General features: G+C 56.9%; 21 protein-coding genes, 1 tRNA gene, 1 pseudogene and 1 other annotated feature. Of the genes and pseudogenes, 13 read left to right on the top strand and 10 right to left on the bottom strand.

From position 1 onward, the window contains the following. Window positions 1-307 precede the first annotated feature (307 nt). The 6 genes and pseudogenes from C3F36_RS05310 to C3F36_RS05285 form a co-directional block, all read left to right on the top strand. Window positions 308-1,543 carry a hypothetical protein gene (locus C3F36_RS05310; RefSeq protein ID WP_104454635.1) on the top strand — a complete coding sequence of 412 codons (1,236 nt, stop codon included), beginning with the start codon at window positions 308-310 and terminating at the stop codon, window positions 1,541-1,543. A 95-nt stretch (window positions 1,544-1,638) separates the two neighbouring features. Further along, entirely contained in the window at window positions 1,639-1,746 is a 108-nt protein-coding gene (locus C3F36_RS24080) for a hypothetical protein (protein WP_323136225.1), read from the top strand. Between the two features lie 212 nt (window positions 1,747-1,958). Continuing rightward, entirely contained in the window at window positions 1,959-3,455 is a 1,497-nt protein-coding gene (locus tag C3F36_RS05300) for a type I restriction-modification system subunit M (protein WP_104454634.1), read from the top strand. Further along, window positions 3,452-4,591, top strand: coding sequence for a type I restriction-modification system subunit M (locus C3F36_RS05295; RefSeq protein ID WP_199769671.1), 1,140 nt, complete (start codon window positions 3,452-3,454; stop codon window positions 4,589-4,591). Before C3F36_RS05300 ends, C3F36_RS05295 begins: the two co-directional genes overlap by 4 nt. A gap of 69 nt (window positions 4,592-4,660) precedes the next feature. Continuing rightward, window positions 4,661-5,935, top strand: a complete 1,275-nt coding sequence (locus tag C3F36_RS05290) for an IS4-like element ISApu2 family transposase (RefSeq protein ID WP_011191341.1) — start codon at window positions 4,661-4,663, stop codon at window positions 5,933-5,935. 13 nt (window positions 5,936-5,948) lie between these two features. Beyond that, a pseudogene (locus C3F36_RS05285) lies at window positions 5,949-6,566 on the top strand (IS110 family transposase); the annotation flags it as partial. A 196-nt stretch (window positions 6,567-6,762) separates the two neighbouring features. Here the strand turns inward: C3F36_RS05285 and C3F36_RS05280 are convergent. Genes C3F36_RS05280 through C3F36_RS05265 form a run of 4 tightly spaced genes read right to left on the bottom strand, consistent with a single transcriptional unit; the run spans window position 6,763 to window position 11,606 of the window. Further along, complete coding sequence (locus tag C3F36_RS05280; protein WP_199769669.1) at window positions 6,763-8,001, bottom strand: UvrD-helicase domain-containing protein; 1,239 nt, start codon at window positions 7,999-8,001, stop codon at window positions 6,763-6,765. Next, window positions 7,998-9,902, bottom strand: a complete 1,905-nt coding sequence (locus C3F36_RS05275) for an ATP-dependent nuclease (protein WP_104454633.1) — start codon at window positions 9,900-9,902, stop codon at window positions 7,998-8,000. The genes C3F36_RS05280 and C3F36_RS05275 overlap by 4 nt, the downstream gene beginning before the upstream one ends. Then, on the bottom strand, window positions 9,899-10,327 hold the full coding sequence (locus tag C3F36_RS05270; protein ID WP_199769668.1) for an N-6 DNA methylase: 429 nt from the start codon (window positions 10,325-10,327) through the stop codon (window positions 9,899-9,901). Before C3F36_RS05270 ends, C3F36_RS05275 begins: the two co-directional genes overlap by 4 nt. A gap of 10 nt (window positions 10,328-10,337) precedes the next feature. Further along, the gene (locus tag C3F36_RS05265; protein WP_104454631.1) at window positions 10,338-11,606 is read right to left on the bottom strand and encodes an IS4-like element ISAeme4 family transposase; all 1,269 of its coding nucleotides are present in this window, start codon (window positions 11,604-11,606) and stop codon (window positions 10,338-10,340) included. Between the two features lie 101 nt (window positions 11,607-11,707). Between C3F36_RS05265 and C3F36_RS05260 the strand changes: the two genes are divergently transcribed. Continuing rightward, on the top strand, window positions 11,708-12,058 hold the full coding sequence (locus C3F36_RS05260; protein WP_104456000.1) for a helix-turn-helix domain-containing protein: 351 nt from the start codon (window positions 11,708-11,710) through the stop codon (window positions 12,056-12,058). A gap of 11 nt (window positions 12,059-12,069) precedes the next feature. Here the strand turns inward: C3F36_RS05260 and C3F36_RS05255 are convergent, their stop codons facing one another. The 5 genes from C3F36_RS05255 to C3F36_RS05235 all read right to left on the bottom strand — a co-directional run bounded on the left by C3F36_RS05255 (window position 12,070) and on the right by C3F36_RS05235 (window position 16,560). Next, entirely contained in the window at window positions 12,070-13,041 is a 972-nt protein-coding gene (locus tag C3F36_RS05255; protein WP_104454630.1) for a recombination directionality factor, read from the bottom strand. Further along, the gene (locus C3F36_RS05250) at window positions 13,038-14,027 is read right to left on the bottom strand and encodes a YqaJ viral recombinase family nuclease (RefSeq protein WP_104454629.1); all 990 of its coding nucleotides are present in this window, start codon (window positions 14,025-14,027) and stop codon (window positions 13,038-13,040) included. The genes C3F36_RS05255 and C3F36_RS05250 overlap by 4 nt, the downstream gene beginning before the upstream one ends. Before the next feature lie 94 nt (window positions 14,028-14,121). Then, a complete protein-coding gene (locus C3F36_RS05245) occupies window positions 14,122-15,072 on the bottom strand; it encodes a DUF932 domain-containing protein (RefSeq protein WP_104454628.1) in 951 nt (316 codons plus the stop codon). Between the two features lie 209 nt (window positions 15,073-15,281). After that, window positions 15,282-15,358: transfer RNA gene (locus tag C3F36_RS05240), tRNA-Arg, on the bottom strand. A gap of 50 nt (window positions 15,359-15,408) precedes the next feature. Next, on the bottom strand, window positions 15,409-16,560 hold the full coding sequence (locus C3F36_RS05235; protein WP_039041370.1) for a flagellar assembly protein FlgT: 1,152 nt from the start codon (window positions 16,558-16,560) through the stop codon (window positions 15,409-15,411). A 265-nt stretch (window positions 16,561-16,825) separates the two neighbouring features. Between C3F36_RS05235 and C3F36_RS05230 the strand changes: the two genes are divergently transcribed. Further along, window positions 16,826-17,446 carry a FlgO family outer membrane protein gene (locus C3F36_RS05230; protein WP_010673310.1) on the top strand — a complete coding sequence of 207 codons (621 nt, stop codon included), beginning with the start codon at window positions 16,826-16,828 and terminating at the stop codon, window positions 17,444-17,446. Window positions 17,447-17,534: 88 nt separating this feature from the next. Further along, complete coding sequence (locus C3F36_RS05225) at window positions 17,535-17,960, top strand: LPP20 family lipoprotein (protein ID WP_010673311.1); 426 nt, start codon at window positions 17,535-17,537, stop codon at window positions 17,958-17,960. Window positions 17,961-18,584: 624 nt separating this feature from the next. Here the strand turns inward: C3F36_RS05225 and pheA are convergent. Then, window positions 18,585-19,757 (bottom strand): prephenate dehydratase, encoded by a 1,173-nt coding sequence (gene pheA / locus C3F36_RS05220; RefSeq protein WP_103244400.1) that lies wholly within the window; start codon window positions 19,755-19,757, stop codon window positions 18,585-18,587. A gap of 38 nt (window positions 19,758-19,795) precedes the next feature. Further along, window positions 19,796-19,929, bottom strand: a sequence feature (Phe leader region). A gap of 191 nt (window positions 19,930-20,120) precedes the next feature. Here pheA and C3F36_RS05215 point away from each other — a divergent pair. From C3F36_RS05215 to C3F36_RS05200, 4 genes are all read left to right on the top strand, one after another. After that, the gene (locus C3F36_RS05215; RefSeq protein ID WP_042864299.1) at window positions 20,121-20,720 is read left to right on the top strand and encodes an HAD family hydrolase; all 600 of its coding nucleotides are present in this window, start codon (window positions 20,121-20,123) and stop codon (window positions 20,718-20,720) included. A 147-nt stretch (window positions 20,721-20,867) separates the two neighbouring features. Beyond that, window positions 20,868-21,698, top strand: a complete 831-nt coding sequence (locus tag C3F36_RS05210; protein ID WP_039041372.1) for a hypothetical protein — start codon at window positions 20,868-20,870, stop codon at window positions 21,696-21,698. Window positions 21,699-21,786: 88 nt separating this feature from the next. After that, the gene (locus C3F36_RS05205) at window positions 21,787-22,341 is read left to right on the top strand and encodes a DUF3157 family protein (RefSeq protein WP_042864298.1); all 555 of its coding nucleotides are present in this window, start codon (window positions 21,787-21,789) and stop codon (window positions 22,339-22,341) included. A gap of 178 nt (window positions 22,342-22,519) precedes the next feature. Then, window positions 22,520-23,149: an outer membrane beta-barrel protein gene (locus C3F36_RS05200; RefSeq protein WP_039041374.1), complete on the top strand. Its 630-nt coding sequence runs from the start codon at window positions 22,520-22,522 to the stop codon at window positions 23,147-23,149. The last annotated feature ends 72 nt before the right edge of the window (window positions 23,150-23,221 follow it).

Below are 23,221 nucleotides of genomic sequence, written 5' to 3'. Positions count from 1 at the left end.
TCACAGTGTGGTGAAAAAGATTGTGCTGTCTGTACCACGTTCTACCAGCATATTGCCGAAGTGCAGCTCAACTTCGGTTGCTCTCACAATCACAAGGTCATGCCAGGCTTTGCCGCCAGGCCCTATACCTCAAGGCTTTCGGGATGGTGTAGTACGATTAGGTGTATTTATTTAGTACAAGGGTACCAAGCAGATGAACGTGGTGGAGATTCAAAGGGGGCAGGTAAAGGGATAAGGCAGAGGACGTTGCCACTCTATTCTGCAGCTTACCAGAAATGAAGGTTGAGCTTATTCAGGTGACCGATTGATGGACTTTCAGAATAAAATACCCTTCGCAATTAAGACCGAGACCGGTGCAATTGTCTCGGTCGATGATGTTGAAAGAGGACTTGCAGCCGGTTGTCATTGTCCCAGTTGTAAAGGATTGCTCGTTGCCAGAAAAGGTGAGCAAAACCGCCACTGCTTTGCTCATTACCGTGACAGCAAGGAAAAATGCTTCTACGCCTTTGAAACCAGTGTGCGGTTGATGCTGCTCTCTAAGCTGGAAAGTGTAGTGAAGCTCAATACCCCTGCCCATTACACCTCGTTTGATGGGGTCAAGGAACTGGTTGCTAAGGCCCATGCTGATATAGGCGTTCAATTTGTTCCGCAAGCAGAGACCCATGGTGTTCCGGCAGGGCTATTTCAGTTGATGTCCCGACCAGACTTCCACCTTGCCTTACACTTTCCTGCCGCGCACGAGCCTGTAGGGTTGTACCCGCTGTGGCTTGGGCGATTCATTGCCAAACACCCTAAAACAGGCGTTTTGGCTGTTCGTTATAGCCAATTTGGCGACCGGATGTTCGATAAGTCTCGCCCGGCAGGGATGGACACGACGACTTTGATGCTAACGATTCTGAGCGACAATCCCAACTGTCTGCATTGGCTCTATCACCCACGCGAGGAGACGGCGCTGATCGAACTGGAACAGCTTGCTGAACAACGACGGCAAGAGGCAGAGGAGAAAGCCAGGCAGCAGCAATTAAAACAAAAACAACTGGAGGAAGCGCGGTGTCAGTATGAGGCAAAGCAAAAGATGCAACGTGAGCACCAAGCGGCGATTACTGCTCAGATGAGATTGGCTGAACAGGAGCGTGCCGCCCAGAGAGCACGGGACTATGCCACACTGGCTGCTCAAGACAGCGACAAGACCAGCAATGGGGGGCAGTATCCACGATCTACGCCGACCGCGTGCCGTAATTGCCAGCTACAGCACCAGCGCCTTGATGCTGACGGCTACTGCTATCGCGAGGTTTGCATCAGATCTCGTGCGAAACGAATAGAAAGGGCAGATGCGTCTACACGGTATTCCTACGCCAGCATGCGAGGTGGCGTAAATGTAAACAGCACTCCCCAGAAACAGACCAACCCCGTTGCCAGTCCGCAACCCGTGAGCGACACGCAACGCCAGTGGTACTCCTCTATCAAACCGGGTTCCTGCCCTCACTGTGGGGGAAATAGAGGCAACGGCCCTAATGGCTGGTGGTGTGAGAAGTGTAAATAGTCCTTTGAAATCCAAGATATCGCCAATGTGGCGGTATCTTTTTGGTTCTTCTCTGGTTCAGGGGAAAAGCTAGCTGACGCTCACCACTCAAACAAGTGGCTGAGCGGATAGGCAAATCAGCCAGTACCGTCGAACGGTCAGCAGACGCCCTGGTCAAGACTGGGCTGTTGCGCTTCGTTGGACCCCGCAAGGGTGGACATTAGGTATGTGTTTTTAAAGGAAAACGAATGACTATCCTCGCGTGTTTTGGTGTGATCTTCCTCATGGCGAAGTCATACGGGTAGGGTAAACTGCCAGCCAATCTAATTGATGACCAGAATTACTCCGGGCCAGCTTTTTGAAGGATGTAGTGACTGTGTAATCAGTCGGCCCCTTCTTTCGTTCCTCATGGCTCGTTTTTGTTAGGACTAGATACTTGATAGAACCAACAGTTAATCTTGCTCAGCTTGAAAGCCATCTCTGGGAGTCTGCCAACATCCTGCGTGGTCCGGTGGATGCCGCCGACTTCAAGACCTATATATTCCCATTGTTGTTTTTCAAACGAATCTGTGACGTCTGGGACGAAGAGTACAAGGAAATCGTCGCGGAGACTGGTGACGAGCAACTGGCATATTTCCCTGAATCACATCGCTTCCAGATCCCAGATGATTGCCATTGGAGTGATGTGCGCACCAAGTCCATGAACGTGGGTGCAGCATTGCAACACGCGATGCGTGGTATTGAAAGAGCCAACCCTGATGCCCTTTATGGGGTGTTTGGTGATGCGCAGTGGACCAACAAGGAGCGACTGTCAGATGCGCTGCTCAAAGATTTGATTGAGCACTTTTCGGCATTGCCGCTGGGTAACAGTAATGTCAATTCAGATTTGCTCGGCGATGCCTATGAATACCTGATCAAGAAATTTGCCGATGCCACCAACAAGAAGGCGGGTGAGTTCTATACCCCACGTAGCGTGGTGAGGTTGATGATCGAGATGCTCGATCCCAAAGAAGCTGAGACCATCTACGATCCGGCTTGCGGTACTGGTGGCATGTTGCTGGCTGCTGTGCAGCATGTGAAGGAGATGCACGGTGACGTAAAACGTCTGTGGGGCAAGTTGTATGGGCAGGAGAAGAACCTGACCACATCCTCCATCGCGCGGATGAACCTGTTTTTGCATGGCGTGGAAGACTTCCAGATTGTTCGGGATGATACCCTGCGTAACCCGGCCTTCTTCGATGGAGATCGGCTGGCCACCTTCGATTGTGTGATCGCTAATCCTCCATTTTCACTCAAGTTGTGGGGGGAGGAGTTGTGGCTTCAGGATCCCTTTGGCCGTAACTTCGCTGGGGTGCCACCATCAAGCAGTGCAGACTTTGCTTGGGTGCAACATATGGTTAAATCCATGGCTGACGGGGCTGGCCGCATGGCTGTCGTTCTTCCTCAAGGCGCTCTGTTCCGAAAAGGTACGGAAGGAAACATTCGTCAAGTGCTGTTGGAAATAGATCTGATTGAGGCAGTTATCGGACTTGCTCCCAATCTATTCTACGGTACAGGTCTTGCTGCCTGCATCCTTGTGTTGCGTAAGCACAAGCCTGCCGAGCGTAAGAAAAAAGTGCTAATTGCTGACGCCTCTCGCCTGTTTAAACGTGGACGGGCGCAGAACTACCTTGAACCTGAGCATGCAGCTGAGATCCTGGGTTGGTACAACGGATTTGCTGACGTTCAAGATACAGTGCGAATCGTGCCGTTGGACGAAATCGAGAGTGAAGACTGGACACTGAACATCTCTCGTTATGTGTTGCCGCCCTTGCAGGAGGAGATCCCGTCATTGCCTGATGCCATTCTCGCATTTAAGAAGGCACTCGCCCGCTGTAGGAAGGCTGAAAACCACCTCGCAAAAGTAATAAAAAATGGGGGATGGCTGCAATGAGTCACCCAAGCAAACGCATTAGCCAGCAAGAGCTGGAAAGTTACCTCTGGGGTGCAGCCGTGTTGCTACGTGGCCTCATTGACGCAGGTGACTACAAGCAGTTCATCTTCCCGTTGTTGTTCTTCAAGCGAGTGTCCGATGTTTGGGATGAGGAGCATCAAGCAGCAATGGCTGACTCCGATAGCGACTTGTCTTATGCGCAGTTTGCCGAAAACCACCGCTTTCAGATCCCCGAGGATGCGCACTGGAATGAAGTCCGTCAGACGCCACGCAATGTGGGGGCTGCGATTCAAAAAGCCATGCGTGCCATCGAATCAGCTAACCCTGAGATGCTCGATGGGATCTTTGGCGACGCCTCTTGGACCAATCGTGAGCGCCTGCCAGATGAAACGCTGAAGAATTTGATAGAGCACTTCTCCACCCAGACGTTGTCGGTTGCCAACGTTCCAGAAGATGAGCTCGGCAACGCCTACGAATACTTGATCAAGAAGTTTGCAGACGATTCAGGCCACACGGCTGCTGAGTTCTATACCAACCGCACGGTGGTTCACTTGATGACGCAGCTCTTGGCCCCGCAGGCAGGGGAGTCTATCTATGACCCAACCTGCGGAACCGGCGGCATGCTGATCTCGGCATTGGATGAAGTGAAACGTTCAGGCGGTGAACACCGGACTCTCAGACTATACGGGCAGGAGCGTAACCTTATTACGTCATCCATTGCTCGCATGAACTTGTTCTTGCATGGAGTAGAAGATTTTGCAGTCATGCGTGGTGATACCCTGGCTGAGCCCAAGCACATCGAAGGTGACAAGTTGCGGCAGTTCGATGTGATCTTGGCCAACCCGCCGTACTCCATCAAAAAGTGGGATCGTGACGCTTGGAGCTGTGATAAATGGGGACGTAATACCCTGGGTACTCCGCCGCAGGGCCGCGCTGATTACGCCTTTCAGCAGCATATCTTGGCCAGCTTGACCCCCAAGGGGCGAAGTGCCGCATTGTGGCCGCATGGTGTGCTGTTTCGTAACGAAGAGCAGGCCATGCGTAGCAAGATGATTGAGCAGGACTGGGTCGAAGCCGTGATCGGTCTAGGGCCTAATCTGTTCTCATGTACAGGATCTTTAGCTACAACCAATTGAAATAGATAGAAAAAAGGCTTCGTTTGTGATCTGATTTAATCGCCAAAAAAAACCGACACGCCCGAAGCCATGACTATTATCAATGCAACCCAGTACCTCAAGCAACTTCTTAGCTCTTCTGAACTCAACCGGATCGGTAAATTTACCGGTTTTTGTCAGCGACTCCGGGATATCCAGCCTGCGAGACTACTCCCGGCTCTGCTCTCAGGGCTTGGTTGCGACAAGGTGGATGGTATTGCTGGTTTGCATCGCCATTTCAATGCGTTGCAGCTCCATGATACTGACCAAATAGCGTATAAACCCTTTCACAACCAGTTACGCAAGCAGGGTTTTCCCTTGTTCATGCGCGCACTGGTTGAACGAGCCATCGCCTTACGCCTCAAGGAGTGTCTACCGGACGCCCACGGACTGGCAGGCTTTGAGCAGGTACTGCTGCAGGACGGGTCGTCATTCGCGTTACATCCGCAATTGGCAGAACATTTCCCGGGCCGATTCAATAAGCACAGCCCCGCTGCGGTAGAGTGTCATATGACCATGTCCTTGCTGGACCAGTCGCCGATATCGATGAGTATCACGGCGGATACCGAATCGGAGCGCAAGCATCTTCCGGCCGCAAATTCGTTAAATAACAAACTGTTATTGGCGGATGCCGGTTACATCAGCCGCGAGTACTTTGCTGATGTGACCAAAGCCAAAGGAAGCTATCTGGTCAGAGGGAGTCAAAATCTCAATCCCAAAGTACAGGCAGCTTACCGACAGGACGGCAGGGAAATGCCCAAGTTACTCGGAAAAAAGCTCAAGGATATCGATCGGAGAAGCTGCAGAGCCGAGGTTCTGGATCTGGATGTGAGTTCGGGAAAGTATAAATATCGACTCATAAGACGTTGGTTTGCAGAGGAAAAACGGTTCTGTATATGGATGACCAATCTTCCGCGTGAGCGATGGCCAGCCGAGAAGGTGATGGCATTGTATCGTTGCCGTTGGCAGATCGAACTGTTGTTCAAAGAGCTGAAATCACATAACCGGTTGAAGGCGTTCGCGACACGACAAAAAGCGATAGCGGAAGGCTTGATCTGGGCTAGTTTGCTGGCCTTGCTGGTCAAACGTCGGCTGGCGCTGACGCTGATTGGCAGCGCGGAGTTATCGATGCTGAAGATTGCCAAAAACAGCGCGCTTTGGTTAATGCCGATATTGGCGAGCATCATCCATGGTGCGTGGCAGGAAATAACAGAGAAGTTGGAGTGGGCAATGGTGTATTTATCCAAAAACGGCAAAAAGAGTAGGCAGAGAAAATCCAAGCAAAACAACACGTTAGACGGTATTATTAATTCGCTTGCCGCTTAAGGTTCTGTACATGAATCAAATCAGGGGATTATTAGCTGAATTTGGCATTGTCATGCCTATCGGGATCCACCAACTACTACGACGGTTACCTGAGATCCTGGAGGACGCAGAGAACCAGTTACCCAGCCTGTTTCGTGTTCAACTGAGTTTGCTACAGAAACATATTGAGTATTTGTTTGATGTCGTGTCGACGCTCGATAAACAGATAGAGCAGTGCCATCAGCAAAACGCGCTATGCCAGCGTATTGGTAAGATCCCGGGTATCGGCCCCATCACCGCCAGTGCGTTAATTGCGACCATCGGCAACGCCAACAATTTCGAGAATGGCAGGCAACTTGCGGCCTGGCTTGGTTTAGTGCCACGCCAACATTCCAGTGGAGGCAAACAAGTGCTGCTTGGGATAAGCAAACGCGGAGATACCTATTTGAGGACCTTGCTTATCCATGGCGCCAGGGCAGTCTTACAGTCTGTCAAACGTAAACAGGATACCGTATCGGGTTGGGCCAGTAGGCTATTGGAGCGCCGGAATAACAACATTGCCTCGGTAGCATTGGCTAATAAGAATGCACGGATAGTGTGGGCCTTATTGGCCAAAGACCAGGAATACTGCGCGCCAGTGATGAACGCTTAATATTCGGGGTCAGCAAGAGAGGGATAACACCACCGATTGCCCAGGCAAGCATGAAGTGATGGCAAAACAGGTCAGACCGTGATGGGGAAAACCCGGTTTAGGCAAGGCTCTTGAAAGAGCGCGTTGTTGATTGAGGCCTCCATCAGCGGATTCCATCAGGGACAGAGGCGTTTTATTACCTCAGTACAGTCCGGATCTATGGCTGCAATCGATGACCTGAGTAAAGCCACCACAACATATTTCGCTTGGCAAACGGGGGCGACCATCTATGCTTAATGAGTCGATCAAGGTCCTTGCGCACGTTCGACTGAATGTCTTCATCGGCAAACGGGACTAGCTGGTTCATGAGCCGAATCCAAGCCTTTGGCTCGCGCTGGCCGTATAGGCACGACAGATAATCCACGATTAAGCGTGCGACAGGCTCGACAGTGATGTCCTGCATCTGCTGCTCATTGCGAAAAGGTATTCCACGTGCCTCTAGTGCCGCCATAAGATGGTCTGCATACAGATCGAGCTGATTGCGAATGAGGACCGCAATTTCGGCCGGTGGCAACTGCTCCGTCTTTATCCAACCATCAATCAAGCCAGCAAGATAATCAGCTTCCTGGCGGCTGCTTTCAAAGCGCCACGCAAATACTTCGCCTTCATCGCCAATAATATCTTCACTTGGCATAACAGATGAGGGATCAAGCTTGCGTATGATTTCGTTTTGCAGACGCAGCAAACGTGGTTTAGAACGGAAGTTGCGGTACATGTTGAGCGGAGTCGCTGCAAAATCAGCAACGAAGGTCTGGAAGATGCCTTCCAAAGCTCCTGCCCAGCCCATGATCTTCTGCTTTGTGTCTCCCACTGCAGTCAGACGAATACTCGTGCCTTGAAAGGCGAGCTTGAGCAGTTCGTACTGAAGGTTGGTACAGTCCTGAAATTCGTCGAGGAATACGTCACTGTAGGTTTGACGGATGGCATTTCGCGCCACTGCAGACTTCTGCAAGATCTGGATCGCCAACGGCACCAGATCGGAAAATTCGATCAACGTCCGTGATGGGCCATGCTTCCGATCCGCAATTTTGTACCCAACATCCAGAGCATACTCGCCCGTCAGCACAGGACGGAAACGGTCGATGATGCGCTTGGCAAATGCGTGAAAGGTATAGCTGTCAAACCGCGTGGCAAGCTCGGAACCACAACGCCGCTTGACCCGCTCTTTCAGGTTGCTGCTAGCATCAACTTTGAACGAAATGGCCAGAATCCGTTTGGGATAACGACAGGTGCCAGTGCGCAGCAGGAAGTCTGCCCGCTGCGCAAGCATTTCGGTCTTACCCGCACCGGGGCCAGCCGTTAGCGCTAGACAGTGCTCTTGCTCCTTTGCCGCACGCAAGGCGTTGGGTTCGAGTGTTAACCCATCTGCGGGCTTCCAGACATCCACCGCTATCACTCAGGCCACTCCTCAAGTTTGGCGATAACAGCATCAGCCAATCTGTTTAAGGATGCAGGCATGTTAGCCAGCAACTCTTCATCAGTCAGCTGAGCCAGAGCATCAATATGGGCTGCGGGTTTGCTACCAAGCTTGAAGCGCTGATGGTAGGTATTGAATAGCTTCAGCTCATTTTCGCTGTACTGAGTTGCGTCGTAATGACTTTTACCCAAAACAGCTTTTATCGTTGATTCATCCGGCTCATCCTCCTCGACGCCGTAGGCTTCTGGAAATGAAAGCAACATGGTGAAGTCCAGGTCCATGGGATACGAGAAGTACACATCTCGTCTTTCAAGAGCCGCAAGATAGTTGTCGTAATCCCTGACTTTTTGGGTAGCGTCTTTCCAATTGGGGATGCCATAGTCGGCGGGCAGGACCTTGCTCGGCTCATACACAGCCAACTGGTCATTGACGTACTTGATTCTCCCCCAGCCCGCAGCATAACGAGCTACATCCAGATCAAGCAGCGTCAGATAGGGAATCTGTAGGGCTGACAGTAGCCGCCAGAAGTGATTGACGTGACGCCCGCCCAACGGAGCTATCGAGACCGCAGACTCATCAACCGGCGCACCTTTGGCCTGAAGAAGGCGCGGCAACACAATTTCTTCACTGTCACCTTCTCCAAGAACAACAAGCCGTGAGAAATAGACTTCCGGAAAGGCCTGCACGGCCTCACGCACAAACTTGTGTGCTTCGTCCGCAGTGTCGGGTAACTGGATATGGGTAACGCGCGTTGTTCGTCCCTCAGCCAGACGCAGATAGCGGATCCGTTCAGGAGCAACCCGTCGTAGCATCGATGGCGCGTGAGTGGCAATCAGCGCTTGTGCGTCGCCGCCACCGGTCATCAAGTTCAGGGCATTTACGATTCGCCCGAGGTAATGGGGTGAAAGGCTGTTCTCAGGCTCCTCGACTTCGACCAGCGTAAAAACTGGCGGGCGAAGTTTGTCAGCATCGAAAGACGGGTCCTCTTCGGCCAGTACTGAGCGACCAATTGCCTGAGACGATAGCACGAGGGCCAGATATAGCATGGATTTCTGGCCATCACTCAGGCGTGAGAAGTCGACCAACTGCCCATCGTGCCCAGGTGAAAAGGAAACTGACATATGCCTCAGCAGGGCTTCAACCTCGGAGGCCACAAAGGTGATTTTCGGATCGGTAAAGAAACTGCCTTTGTGCAAAGAGCCCCATGCTGCCCTCAAGCTTGTGCTAAACGCATCTACCGATGGGTTGGCCGCCAGACTGTTGCTAATTCGGTCAGTGAGCTCCTTGATGACATCACGCTCTGCATCCCAGTTCACCGCGCGCAGCATACGCCCGAGCAACGCATTGGCGCCGTAGGCAATATGATCTGCTGGGTCACGGCGAGCCGGTAGGTAGTGGACATGGATATGGTTGCGCTCAGACCGGGGCACTTGCGCGGTATTGAGCGGTGAACCATCCGCATTAATGTCCAAGACATAAACCAAGGTTTCTTCTATGTCACCATCCGGCCCCATTGTGGCACTGAGGCGAAAACGAACACGCGGAATTCCATCCGCCTCATCAAGCCGCATGTGGCCAAAGTGGGGGGCAACGGTGTTGTTGTCTTCATCTTCCACCAGCTCCGGGAAGAGGAAATCAGCTTCAATCCAAAGCTGACGTTCTTCAGGCACATTCTCCTCATCGAATGGAACGTGAAAGTCCGAACGTAAGATGCGACGCAAGGATGGGTCGAAAGCAAACAGGCGGCACAGAGCTTGGAGCGCAGCCGTCTTGCCTGAGCCGTTGGGGCCAATCAGATAGGTTATGTCGTCCAACTCGATTTCAGTTGGTGACTCACCGAAAGACTGAAAATTCGATAGCCGAATAGTTTGAAGCCTCATGACACCTCCTCGATCTTTGAGAGCCCATCTAACGTTTCCACTAATGCGTCCATCTGCTGCCAGAAGGCTCGTCCATCGGTCTGCCATTGTTCCCAAGTAGATGTCAGCGATAGCTTATCGCCGTTGCTATCGGTACCCATAGCGGCCGTCAGGCGTTTGACGTACAACGGAATCGACAAGTTACCCATATTGGCACCTATCTCGGCCAGGGTTGCGACTTTGGCAAACCCAAGCTCGTCACTGAAGGCGTTAAATGCACCAAGGATACGTTTCTGATGTTCGGGCCTGAGGAAGCTCTGCGCCCGTTCGCGAGATACCTCGTTTACCGCATCGATAAAGATCACCCTCCCCTGGCGTTCGGCAGGTTTCTGTCGATTGCAAACGAGCACACAAGATTCCATCGGTGAGTTGTAGAACAGATTCATGTACAGGACCTTAAGAAAACACTTCATTTGAAATTCCTTCTAAGGTCCTGTTCTGTATCGATTTTCGCTGCTTGGTTCGACGGGCATTTTTCGCCAAGTAAACGGCAGCCCATTCCAGACGCTCTCTTATTTCCTCCAACGCCCGATGAGCCACCGCTTCCAATAACGGGAACCACCAGGTTCCGCTATTTTTCGCCGCTTTCAGTGTGGATAAACCGTCCCCCATCAGCGTCTGAGCTACCCGTCTTTTCATCACCAGCGACAACAGGCTGGCCCACACCAGCCCCTCGGCAATGGCTTTCTGACCTGTCACAAAGCCCTTGAGCCGGTTGTGCGACTTCCACTCCTTAAACAGCAGCTCCACCTGCCAACGACAGCGGTACAGGCTCATCACCCGCTCTGCTGGCCATGCCTCTCGTGGCAGATTGGTCATCCAGATACAGAACCGTTTCTCCTCGGCAAACCAGCGTCGGATCAGCCGATACTCGAACTTGCCCGATTTCACCACCATATCCAGTACCTCTGCCCGACAGTGCCGCCGTCCAGCATCCTTGAGTGACAGGCCCGCCAGTTTCGGCACTTCCCGTTCGTCACCGCGCCATGCCCGGATAATCTTCGGGTTCAGGCTCTTACTACCCCTGACCAGATAGAAACCGTCCGCCTCGTTTACCTTCGCAAAGTAGGCCATATCGATGTAACCCGCGTCCGCCAACAGCAGGCTGTTATTGAGCCGCTCGGGCTCAGGCAGGAACTGGCGCTCTGACGCCGTATCGGCAGAGACCTGCATGCAAACTGGACGCTGCTCCAATAGAGACATGAGCATATGACACTCGATTGCCGCCGGGCTAATGGTCTTGAACCTTCCCGGAAACACTTCGGCCAGGCTTTTGTGGACGGCAAAGGAAGTACCATCCTGCAACAACACCTGTTTGAATGCGCCAAGGGATGCAGTCTTCATCTGTTGGCCGATACGCAAGGCGATAGCCCGTTCAACCAGCGCCTTCATGAACAGGGCGAACGACGCTTTGCGCAACTGGTTGTGAAAGGGCTTGTAGGAAACCTGATGGGCATCAACCAGTTGCAAGGCATTGAAATGATGGTGCAATCCAGCGATACCATCGACCTGGTCGCAGCCAAGTGCCCGCAAGAGTGCAGTCACCAGCATGGCAGGCGTAATGGCTCGTTTGCGCAAGCAAAATTGGCAGTCACGGGCAATGCGGTCGAGTTCGGCAGGCGAGAGAAGTTGCTCAAGATAGTGGTTGGCATCGATAATGGTCATGGCTTCGTGCGTGGCGGTTTTGTTTGGCGATAAAATCAGATCACAATCGAAGCCATTTTTATATCTATTTCAATTGGTTGCTGCTAAAGATCCTGTACATGATGACGGATATCAACCTTGAGCAGTTGGCCAAAGCAGTTGGTCGAGCCATTGCCCGCCAACGGCAGCAAGCTGGACTGACCCAAGAGCAGGTGGCTGAACACCTCAGTATCGGGATGGAAGCGGTCTCTCGAATGGAGCGGGGAATCGTGGTGCCGACCGTGGTGCGGTTGGCGGAGCTCGCGCAGCTGTTTGATTGTGAGCTGGCGGATTTTCTGCGTGAGACCAGCAACCGCCCGACCGAACAAGGCATTGTGCTGAGCCAGCAACTGGCCCGGCTTGATGATGTTGACCGAACCCTGTTGCTGGAAACGGTAGAACGGTTGGTGGAGCGGTTGGCTCGTCCCCGCTGATCACCCGCCATTCACTGGGGAGGAGATGGGTTCCCTTTCCCCAATTTATTGGTAAGCGGACTCCTTCTTGGTTGTGGTTTCTGTGGTGTTCGGCCTTGCGGAGCATTAAGCGAGGCAGTCGCCACAGCCCCTGCGTTACCATTCGCAGTCTCATCGCTGCAGACTTGCGGATAGAACTCCTCCAGCAGCATCGGCACCTCTTCATCGATATCCTCAAACTGGCCGTTACGCAGCAGCTCACGAACGGCTTGCTCCATCAGGTCGATGGCAAGGCCTGCCTCTTGGTCACGCTGGGCGGCCTCCTGCGCCTGCCTGACTGCCTCGGTCAGGTTGGTCTCTTCCCGCAAGGTCAAATCCACGTAGTAGACTGGTGTGCGGTAGGACTGGGTAGTGCTCTTGGCACGCAGTCGTAAGGTGAGTGGCAGATAGCGGGTATGGCCACCGCTCACAGCCTCCAGGTACTTGAGCCGGGCCGCCAGGGTGCGTACCGAGTTGTAGCCGGTGGTGCGGAAGATAAAGCTGCCCAGCTCATCCCCTTGCCCCTCCACAAACAGGTTCAGTCGCCCGTACAGCTTGCAGCCCTGTTGCCCTGCAAAGGCACAGCGCTCTGGCCCAGTGCAGCTGACCTCCTCCACGCCTTGCGTCCCTACTCGTCTTGCCACCTCCCCATTACCGACACAGAGCGGCCTACCGGTTTGCCGGTCAAACGCGCTGTATTCCGCTCGCAGGTTCAAGTCGCTGTCGTTGAACAGCACTCGCACCGGAATGGCGCGGATCTTGGTTTGCTCCTGCCCTTGGCCACTCTTTTGCGATGAATAGTGTTGATGCAGGGGATGGAGCAACCATCCCCCCTTTTGTTGTACCTGGGTGGTGAGAGTGAAGCTGTCGTCCTTCTCCGGCACCCACTTATCCTGTTTTTGCACCAGCTTGCCGATGCAGATCCGACCGATCACGGGCGGGGTTATCGCCAGTCCTTTGATCATGGTGTTTGCCTCAAGGGTTGAATGGTGAAACGGCGCACGCCGGGCACCGGTTTGACGTAACGGGTGAGCAGGTCGGGATGATCCTGCCCGAGCTTATCCAGATCCGGTGCCAGCCGGTCTTTGCTGCGCTTCCAGGTGATCTTGCCGTCGGCAAACAGCCCGGCTGTCGCTTCGCCCAAGGTGGCTTGCAGCCGCTGTTTGAGTTGTGACTCCTGCAGCTCGACAGCTTCCTTTTGCTGACGCAATTGCAGTAGCTCGCCAAACAGCTGGTTGAACTCGGGGGAATCGGAGAGATCCACCGTCTGGCCATCGTCACGCGGAAACAGCCAGCTCAGGGCATTGGCGGCATCGCTGGAACCGTCAGGCTCGGGCTGCTGGTCTTGTTGCACCATCAGCCAGAACTGCGCTTCCCGCTCGGTGAGATCCTGGATCTTCTCCTCATCGCGCTCGATGCGGTAAATCCGAAAATCCTGGCCGCCGATGAGCACTGCCACTTCGGCCCAGGCATGGCCGGTGACGGCCAGCTGATGCAGCACCTGACACTGGTAAGCCACCGGCACTCCTTCCTCCCACTGGGGGGCGCTGTGATAGCTGGCGGTCTTGATCTCCAGAATGCCCGGCCCATCGGGATGGCCGACCACCTCTCGGTCGAGGTTGGCGAGCATGAAGGGTTGTTCGGGGTGTTGCAGCACAGCGTTGACCCGGCGTACACGAAAGCCGGTGCGTTTGGCATAGACCTGCGCCAACACCGGCTCCAGCTCAATGCCCCACAACACCGCTTCCTTGTGGGAGATATCTTCCGACTCCTTGCGACCGGTCTTCTCCAGCCACAGGCTGAGCGGGCATTTGTAGGGGGAGAGCCCCACTGCCACGGCGGCATCGGAGGAGCCAATGCCGAGTTTGCGGATAGCGAGCCACTGCTCGCGGGTTAATTGGGTAGTAGAGGCCAGCCGCAGGGCTTGGCCATATTTGGCTTTTGCTTTCATGACGACTCCTTGTTGACGGCATAAATGGCGACGCCCGGATTGGCTTGCGCCAGTCCGGGTGAGGTCGTTATGCGGTTTGAATGGGGAAGCGGAATTACTGCAGCAGAGTGAGTGCCTGATTCAGGGCTTGGGATTTGAGCTGGGCGCCCTGACCAAACCAGGCGGAATCGAGCCGGTGATCCTGGCTGCGAGCGCGGCGGTGGTGATCCACGTATTCGGTGACCGCATTGACCAGCCCCCAGGCGGTATTGCGAGAGCTGGCAAGCTCTGAGCCCATGCCAGCGCCCTGATAGAGCTCATGCAGCCGTTGTACCGGCTTGGTGAGGATGATGTTCTCCTCATCCCGCGGTTGCGCCAGCAGGTCGCTGAAAAAGCGCAGTGCCTCTTCAGGGGCCACGGGCCGCTGTGCCAGCGCCTTGGTCTGGACTTTGAACTCATCCCAATGGGAGAGCCCCAGTCCGAGCGACTCTTTGACGGCAGCCGCATCGAACTGAGTGGAGTGGGGCACCTTGATGGCACCGGTAGCGCCGCGCAGTGCCATCTGCAGGGTGTTGTTACATACCACCCGCAGAGACGTGAACTGCGCTGTGGTGCAGAGCGTGCCATCGCAGCTGGTCGCCAGCAGTAGATAGGACTTCACCAAATCACCGCCTGCTAGCTTGAGATCCTGACCGGTTTTGGCCAGTGCCCACAGCTTGCGGCCACCTTTGAGCGAGCCTGCTGTTTCCAGCTCAAAGCCACCGGCTTCCACTAGGTCTTGATAGAAGTGCAGTACCTCATGAGGCTGTACCACGTTGTAGCGACTTGAGACCACCGACAGGGGGGCAAGGGTATCGGAGCGATAAAGTACCTTGCTGTCGCTGTAGGGGCGGATATGTAGTGCATCGGAGGCGACGTTAAACATCACGTCGCTCTGCTCGATGGTCCAATCCATCCCGGCTGCCTGTAGCCAGATATCGAGAGATTGTTGCGGGGGCAAAATATTGCCAAGGCCATGCCAGGGTGTTTGACCGGTGTAGGCCATCGTATCGATCAGGTGAGCCATGAGAAATCTCCAATGAAAAAGGGACTGCACAGAACAGTCCCTTGGGTAGGTTCTTGGAGATAATATATATCTGAAATTAATTGAAATGAGACTTATTTGCCTCTCTGGTTTATAGCTATGGAATGCGCGCTGTGGTACCCCGTGTGGTACCCCGGGCCAAAAACGACCAAGGGGTTAGCATCATCATGATGCTAACCCCTTGTTTTATATGGCGCTCCCGACTGGAGTCGAACCAGTGGCCTGTCCCTTAGGAGGGGACCGCTCTATCCTGCTGAGCTACGGGAACCTTGTGGCGGGCATTATACAAGAAGCATTGTGCTTTTAAACCCTTGATTCCTATTCCAATACGGCCAGGTCACCGATTTGGACATTGAACGGCGAATATTTGTTCTGACTGCTGATGATGGCGCCATCCTCGAACACCTGTACCACCTCGAACAGACCGTCAGCGGGGTTGCGCATCACCCTGGACTTGCCATAGGGGTCGACGAAGTCGGCGCTGTGCTGGACCCGGAACTGGTCCCCGAGCTTGACCCCGTTGCGACGGCCCAGGTTGATGTGGGGGCCGCGCTCGTGCTGGGCCACGATCCGGGCGGTGACGGGGGCACAGGCGAGTTCGGCGGCGATGTCCTGGGCCGCCTCCTTCAACTGGTAGCCCACCTCCTGGCCAAAGCTCGACTGCCAGAACTGGCCGCCGCTGCTGCCCACCTGTTCCCGCTTGGAGAAGGTCCAGTTGGCGCGGCCCTTGTACTCCTTGCGGCCGAGCAGGCTGCCGTTGATGCCGTCGAACAGGTAGAGCTGCATGGAGAAATTGCGCACGGGATCCTCATACCAGCTGGTGAGGGCGTTGCCCTGGGGCTCGAGGGAGAGGTCGTCGATGCTGCCGAGCACCAGATACTGGCTGTCGGTGCGCAGGCTCAGGGCCTTGATCTCCTCGAGGGCGCTGCGATCCCCCTGTTGCAGATGGAGAGGGTCGATGCGCAGGTTCTCGTCCAGCCACTGGCGTGCGACCACCTGGGGCGTCGTCGCCAGGGTTTCAAACAGCCGGCGGGAGAGATCGGCGGGCATGTCGTCCAGGGCACCGGTGCTCGCCTGGTCCGGGTAGCGCATGCGCAGACGCACCAGCGTCAAATCCTTGGCGTAGTGCTGGGTCTGGCAGATCTGCCGCTCCGCCTGGATGTCGGCCACGAGGGTGATGTACATGCGGCCGTTGCGCACCTCTTCGCGCTTGAGGCGGTACTGGCGGATGTCGCCGCCGGAGCGGATCTGGATCTGCTCGGAGCGCAGGCTGCCGTTTTCCAGGCGCTGGATGCTGGAGACGGAGGCACCGCTGGCCAGCAGCGCCTGGCGCAGGGCATCCCGGGTCGCCTGCTCGCGGGCGTAGACCTCGTCGCCCCCCAGAATGGCGGCACTGCCCTGGGCCTCGATAAGTTCGGCCCTGGCCGACAGGCTGGCCAGCAGCAGGGTGAACAGCAGCGAAACTTTCATAACAAACACCTTGAGTGGGCGACCCCGCTGCCGCCGGTGGGGCGGGTCAGGGATCCTGGACACAGATCCGGTCTGCACCGGAGCGGGTGACCAAATAAAAGCAAGAACCATGCCTTCTTCCCTGGCCGGAGCACGCGCGGTGGGCTCCGGTGGCACAGTGCGCGCCTTTGCCCGGGGATCATCGAGGATCCTGCGCGCATTCCCGCCTCAAGTGTTGGCGGTTGCGACCGATAACAGGTCAGGTGCAGATACAGGAAAGGTATCCATGAAGAGAGTTATCACGGTGCTGGCGGTGGCGCTGGCATTGGTCGGTTGCGGGTCGGCCGACCCCATCAATCGGGAGCTGGGAGACCCCCGCCAGGCGGCGAAGGGGATGGAGCTCAACTGGCTGGTGGCCCGCATGACGGATCAGCTGATGGAGCGCAAGTCCCTCACGACCCTGACCGAGCCCATTGCGGTCGCCTCCTTTGTCGATCTCGACACCCTGAAGGACACCAACTGGATGGGGCAGCAGATCGAGGAGAGCTTCATCTACGAGCTGAACCGGCGCGGTGAGGTGGTGGTGGACTTCAAGACCACGGGCAACATCCAGGTGACCCCGCAGGGGGATTTCGTGATGAGCCGCAACTACAAGGATCTCTCGTCCCGGCTGCCCATCTCCCGCATCCTGACCGGCACCTTCAGCCGCAATCAGCAGGGGATCCTGGTCAACGCCCGCATCATCGATCTGCGCACCAAGATGGTGGAGACCACGGCCCAGAGCCTGATCCCGAAACAATATTTGTCCGGTGCCAGCAACTCCTTTGGCCGGGCCTCCATCAATCGCGGTTACCTGATGCGGGGGGGCCAGAGCCCGTCCGGCCATCTGGTCAACCTGACCCCTTGAGGTGGCGCGTCATGAAGCGTGAAGCGGGCTGGCTGACATTGAGCCGTGAAACATCGGGTGTGGTGAACAGGAAAACGGGGAAACAGCGATGAAAATCTTGTTGGGTTGCCTGATGGCCATGTTGCTGACGGCGTGCAGTGGCAACCGGGTGGTGAACTATGACGTGGGCGAGAAGCCCGATGATTTCCCGGTGCTCAAGGCGGTGGGGTATGCGGTGATCGACATCCAGCCCGGTCCCTCCCAGTCCGAGAAGATGTTGCAGGCGATCCGCGCCTCCAAGATGGACGCCTACCGGGAGCTGGCGGAGCAGCTCAACGGCCAGCAGGTGCGCGGCCAGAGCAGCTACAAGGACCTGACCCAGACCTCCAACTCCCTGGATGTGTCGGTGGCGGGTATGGTGCGCGGTGCCCGGGTGGTGGCGACCTATCCCCGTGGCAACACCTATGCCACCGAGCTGGAGCTCGACACCCGCAACCTCTATCACCTGAACCAGCTGATGGCGGGCCAGTTCTAGGGCGGGTCCGGGGGGCGCCGGCATGAGCCCGGCGATCATCACGGCACAGACAAAGGCGAGCGCAGGCTCGCCTTTTTGTTTGGTCGGGAAGGGGCTCGGATCTGTGGGGAATAACCGGGTTGGCGCCTTGGACGGGATAGGGCCAGCGGTGAGGGTAACCGGGGCTGGCGCCTTGGACGGGATAGGGCCTGGAGAGGATAACCGGGGATGGCGTCTTGGTGGGGAACTGGTCTTCGGCAGGAGAAACGGAGTTGATGGCCGGGCGGGATCCGGCCTGTGGCGAGGAAAAAGGGGGCTGAGGTAGTACAAGAGGCGCCCGGGCGCCGGAATGGCGGCCTTTTTTGTTTAGGGAAATCTAACGATATAGCCATGTCGTTAAATAAAGCCAAACGATAGAGAGGCCCGACAGGCGGCAAAAGGGGGCCGCAACGGGAGGAAGATGGCCTGATGGTGAGTGGAAAGACAGCCGCGCCAGGATCCCGGGTCCACGAGGAAGGGGGTGGAGGGCGGTTTAACGCCGGAAGGGAAGGGTGGGACTGGGCCGCGTCTCACGGGGAGGGAGCAGAGAGCACAAAGGCGAGCCGGGGCTCGCCTTTGTGTGGCAGGGGCGGGATCCGCTCCCCATCAGCTTCCCATCAAGACGGGCGGCACGGCGGTCGGCTTGACGTCTTCGCTCGGGTAGCAGCCCAGCACCTTGATGTAGCGGGTGATCTTGGTCAGCTCCAGCAGGGCGGCCTGCATGGCCGGGGTCTGCAGGTTGGCGGAGACATCCAGGTAGAACATCTCCTCCCAGGGGTTGCCCTGCACCGGACGGGATTCCAGCTTGGTCATGTTGATCTCGTGGCTGCGCAGCACCAGCAGCGCCTCCACCAGGGAGCCCGGCTTCTGGGAGGTGGACATGATGAGGGTGGTCTTGGCCGGGATCTGGGGCGCCACGTCGATGGGCTTGCGCGCCACCACGATGAAGCGGCTGTAGTTCTCCTTCTGGTTGGCGAGCTGCTCGGCCAGCACGTCGAGGCCATAGAGCTCGCCGCCGGCTGCGCTGCCGATGGCCGCCGCTTCCGGGCTTGCCAGCTCCTTGACCTTCATCATGGCGCTGGAGGAGGAGTCGCAGATCTCGTGGCGCGCTCCTTCCAGCTTGCTGAGGTAATGGGAGCACTGCTGGAACACCTGGGGATGGGCGTAGAAGGTCTTGATGCGAGAGAGTTCGGTGGGCACGGCGGTGAGGATGCAGTGCTCGATGGGATAGGTGAGCTCACCCACGATGGAGAGGGTGGTGTGCTGCATCACGTCGTACACCTCGTTGATGGAGCCCGAGCTGGTGTTCTCGATGGGCAGCACCCCGAAGGCGGCACGGCCCGACTCCACGGTGTCCAGCACCTCGCGGAAGTTCTGGCAGTTCACCTCGATCACCTGATCCTTGTAGCGGGCCAGGTACTTGCGGGCGGCCAGGCTCGAGTAGGAGCCGCGCGGTCCCAGGTAGGCAACGCTGGTCATGGGCTCCTGCTGCTGGGGGTTGAGCAGGCTCTGCAGGTAGGCCTGCTGGGAGAGCACGGAGTCTTCGATGATGGTGTGGTAGATGCGGGTGATGTACTGGGCATCCAGTCCGAGGGCGCGCCCTTTCTGGATCAGGGCGACCAGCAAGTCCTGCTCGCGCTGGTGGTCACGGATGGGACGGGGATTGGCCTGCTTGGCGCGGGCGACCTCGATGCTGAGGGTCTTGCGTTTGGCCAGCAGGGCGAGCAGCTCCTGATCCAACTGGGTGATGTCGTGTCTGATCTCGTCGAGCGTTGCCATGGTGGTTCCCTATCCAGTGATTCTGTGGTGTGTGGTGCAAAAAAAAGCCTCCGCTGGGGAGGCTCGATTCGTCTTTGGTTTCTGTTTACGCGAATGGTTCACGTGACGACGGGCCTTCCCTCATGTGGGCCGGGTAAACGAGAAAACAAAGAAGAATGGTGTGTTCATGGGCGTGTCCTGAATGTAACGCCATAACCATTAAGGGATTTGGCGGTGCGATGCAAGTAAAACTTGCCCGGGGGCGTTGAACGGGGCAGGGTGGTGGCTCGGGTTGCCGAGGGAGAGTGAGCGTCGTTCTGGTCCCTGTTTATGGCAACCGCTGTAACCACATCCGTGGCAACAACACATAGAGGGGACGAGACGATGGCGGTGATCTTCGATCTGGGCAGAGTGGTGGTGCGCTGGGATCCGGTGGCCATAGTGAGTGGGGTGCGCGGACCCGAGGGGGCGACAGCGATCGCGGAGCAGCTGTTCAACCACCCGGACTGGCTGGAGGTGGACAGGGGGACCCTCTCTCTGCACACCATGGCCCGTCAGGCGCAGGGGCGCACCGGCCTGTCGATGGCGGAGAATCTGGCCATCTTGCAGGCGGTGCCGTCCTCCCTTGTGCCGGATCCCGCCATGGTGGCGCTCATCGAAGAACTGCACGGTGCAGGCCACACCCTCTATGCCCTCTCCAACATGGGGCACGCCAGCATCGACTGGCTGGAGCAGCATCAGTCCTTCTGGCGCTTCTTCAGCGGCAAGGTGGTGTCGGCCCGGGTGCGGATGCTCAAACCCGAGCCCGACATCTACCGTTATCTGCTGGTGTCGTTCGACCTCAAGGCTGGGGAGTGCCTCTTTATCGACGACAGCCCGGCCAACGTGGCGGCGGCCGAGGCGCTCGGTCTGCGGGGGCTGATCTTCACCGATCCGGCCCGGTGCCGGGCGTATCTGATCGCTCAGGGGTTGTTGCCGGCCTGAGGGGAGCCAGTTTCGCTTCGCAGCGAAAAAAGTGGGGGAAGCGTTGATTTGGAGCAAATAATGTACAGTTTTACCCGCACTCTTTAAGTGTATATTCAGCTTGGGGTGGGCAAAATGGTATCCAGTTCATCATCCGGAGTTGTTGTTATGGATGCCAATGTCGTTGCGCTGAATCGGGGATACGATCAGACCTTTCAAGCCAGGGAACAGAGGCTCATCAACACCCTGGCCGGTTACAGCGAACTGCTTGTCTCCTTCTCCGGCCGACTGGAATCATGCTACAGCATGGATCTGTGCCGGGCCAGCGGGGTGCGATTTCGCGCCATCACCCTGGACAACCCCACCCTCAGCCGCCAGTCGGTGGCCAGGGCACAGCGCTACTGCCGGCACTACGGCATCCCCCATCAGGTGCTCAAGACCGACGAGATGATCTTCAGCGCCCACCTGGGCCACCTCGCCGAGGTGACCGACCCGGTGCGCTACCTCTGCCAGCAGCTCGAACATGAAGAGGGCCCGCCGCTGCTGATGTCAGCCTCGGTGGAGGAGAAGCGGGAGTACCTGCGTCGCTTTCACAGCCTGCCCGCCAACACCCTCTGGATCTTTGCCGAGCAGGGGATGACCAACCGGGATTTTCGCTACGGTTTTCACCAGCGGCAACTGGCGCTCTGGGGAGACGTGGGGGAGGCCTGCCTGAGCCGGCGCTTTGTCGATATGACCTCCCTGGACAGGCGGCACCTGCGGATGGTCGACATGGCCGAGCAGATGCTGGTGGACATGGGACTGGGGGGCGCCCAGGTCTTCTTCCATACCCTGGGTGACAGGGTCACCACCCTTGCGAGGATCCGGGTGCCCGAACGGCTGCGGGCCCTGGTGTTCGACATGCAGCCCACCATCCAGAAGGCCCTCAGGAGTGCCCAGTTCGATCTGGTGACCCTGGATCTGGCCACGCTGGAGGATCCCCACCCCCTGGTCATCTGAGCCGGGGCGTAACGTGAGGGGGGTCATAGGCAAGGAGGGCACGACTCTTTATACTGCCCCCTTCGCATCCTTTATCGAGTGCCTGCCCATGAAACCCCTCTCCCGACTGCTGGTCGCCCTCTGTCTGTGCCCTCTGCTGGCCGAGGCGGCTCCCCTGCACCAGATCACCTTGCCGGATGGTCGCCAGGTGCAACTCAATGACGATTTCACCTGGGAATACCTGCTGGTCAAGCCGGCAGCCACGGTAGCCGGTCAGGCAGTGACGGCGAGTGTCGCGGCCCCGGTGCTGACCGAGCAGGCCATGGCCCATCCCGACTTGCTCTCCCAGGCGACCCGGGACGGCATCACGGTGAAGCTGGACCAGGTGGCGGGGGACGATCCCCTCAGCCTGCAGTTCGTGGTGAGCAACACCGGCAGTCGCAACGTGGTGCGCGTCAACGGCAGCCTGACCCTGTTCAGCGCCGACGGGGTGCAGCTCTCGACCGAGCCCGTGCGCTTCTGGGTCGGGGAGAACCGCCTGCCTGACTCCTACCTGCGCAAGGGGGAAGCGCGCGCCTCCCGGGCCATCGAGCTGGCACGACCCGCCGGCCTCACCGGCAAGCCGCTGGTGCGGGTGCAGATCGACGAGGTGGAGTTCCGCTAGGATGACGGCGGGGGAGCCCTGGCTCCCCCGCAGAGTGTTGCACCGGTAACCGCCAGCAATATCCGCTTACATCTGACATGGTTTGGCAACAGCTTGCTTCTCGGCGTTGCCCCCTTTGCCCGTCACAATGGCTCCATTCCAGTTAGGTCCGCCTAACTCAACCAATGGAGTCAACAAAATGCAAAAGATCGCACTGTCTGTTCTGGTTCTGGCCGGTCTCTCTTCCACCTCCGTCCTGGCGCAAGATGCCTTCAGCTATGCCAAGGGCTCTGCCACCTGGGCCCACACCAAGTCTGACTACATCGGTGGCAAGGATGGGGAGAACCGCGACTTCGGCGGCCTGAGCCTGGATCTCTCCAAGAGCTTCACCAGCAATGTCTATGGCCGGATCGGCAGCGAATACACCTCCCGCAGCAGCGGCAACGACAGCATGGCCATCTCCAGCCTGGGGATGGGTGTCTACACCCCCCTCAGCACCGGCCTGAACCTCTACGGTGAAACCGGCCTGATGGGCTACAGCCTGGAACGGGAGCTGGCCTCCGATGTGAACCATTCCGGTTGGGATACCCTGGCCCGCAAGAAGAGCGGCAGCCTCTACGGAGAAGTGGGCCTGCGCTACGACATCGGCGCCGTCGAGCTCTCCACCGGCTATCGCTACGCCAACATGACCGACGACATGCACGACTTCAAGGCGGGGGCGGCCTACAAGCTGACCCAGAACCTGGCCCTCACCGCCGACTACACCTATCGCAACTGGGATCTGCAAAAAGGCTCCATCTCCAGCCTGGGTGTGAAATACAGCTTCTGATCATCCTTCCTGCAGGGTCTTCACCTTTACCCATGACTTCGGTCATGGGTTTTTTTTATGGGGGCTGATCCG

Origin of the sequence: Aeromonas sp. ASNIH2 (assembly GCF_002934795.1) — a bacterium.
Lineage (GTDB): Bacteria > Pseudomonadota > Gammaproteobacteria > Enterobacterales > Aeromonadaceae > Aeromonas > Aeromonas caviae.
The sequence above is the reverse complement of the archived record's forward strand: the minus strand, read 5'-3'. Positions and strand labels throughout refer to the sequence as shown.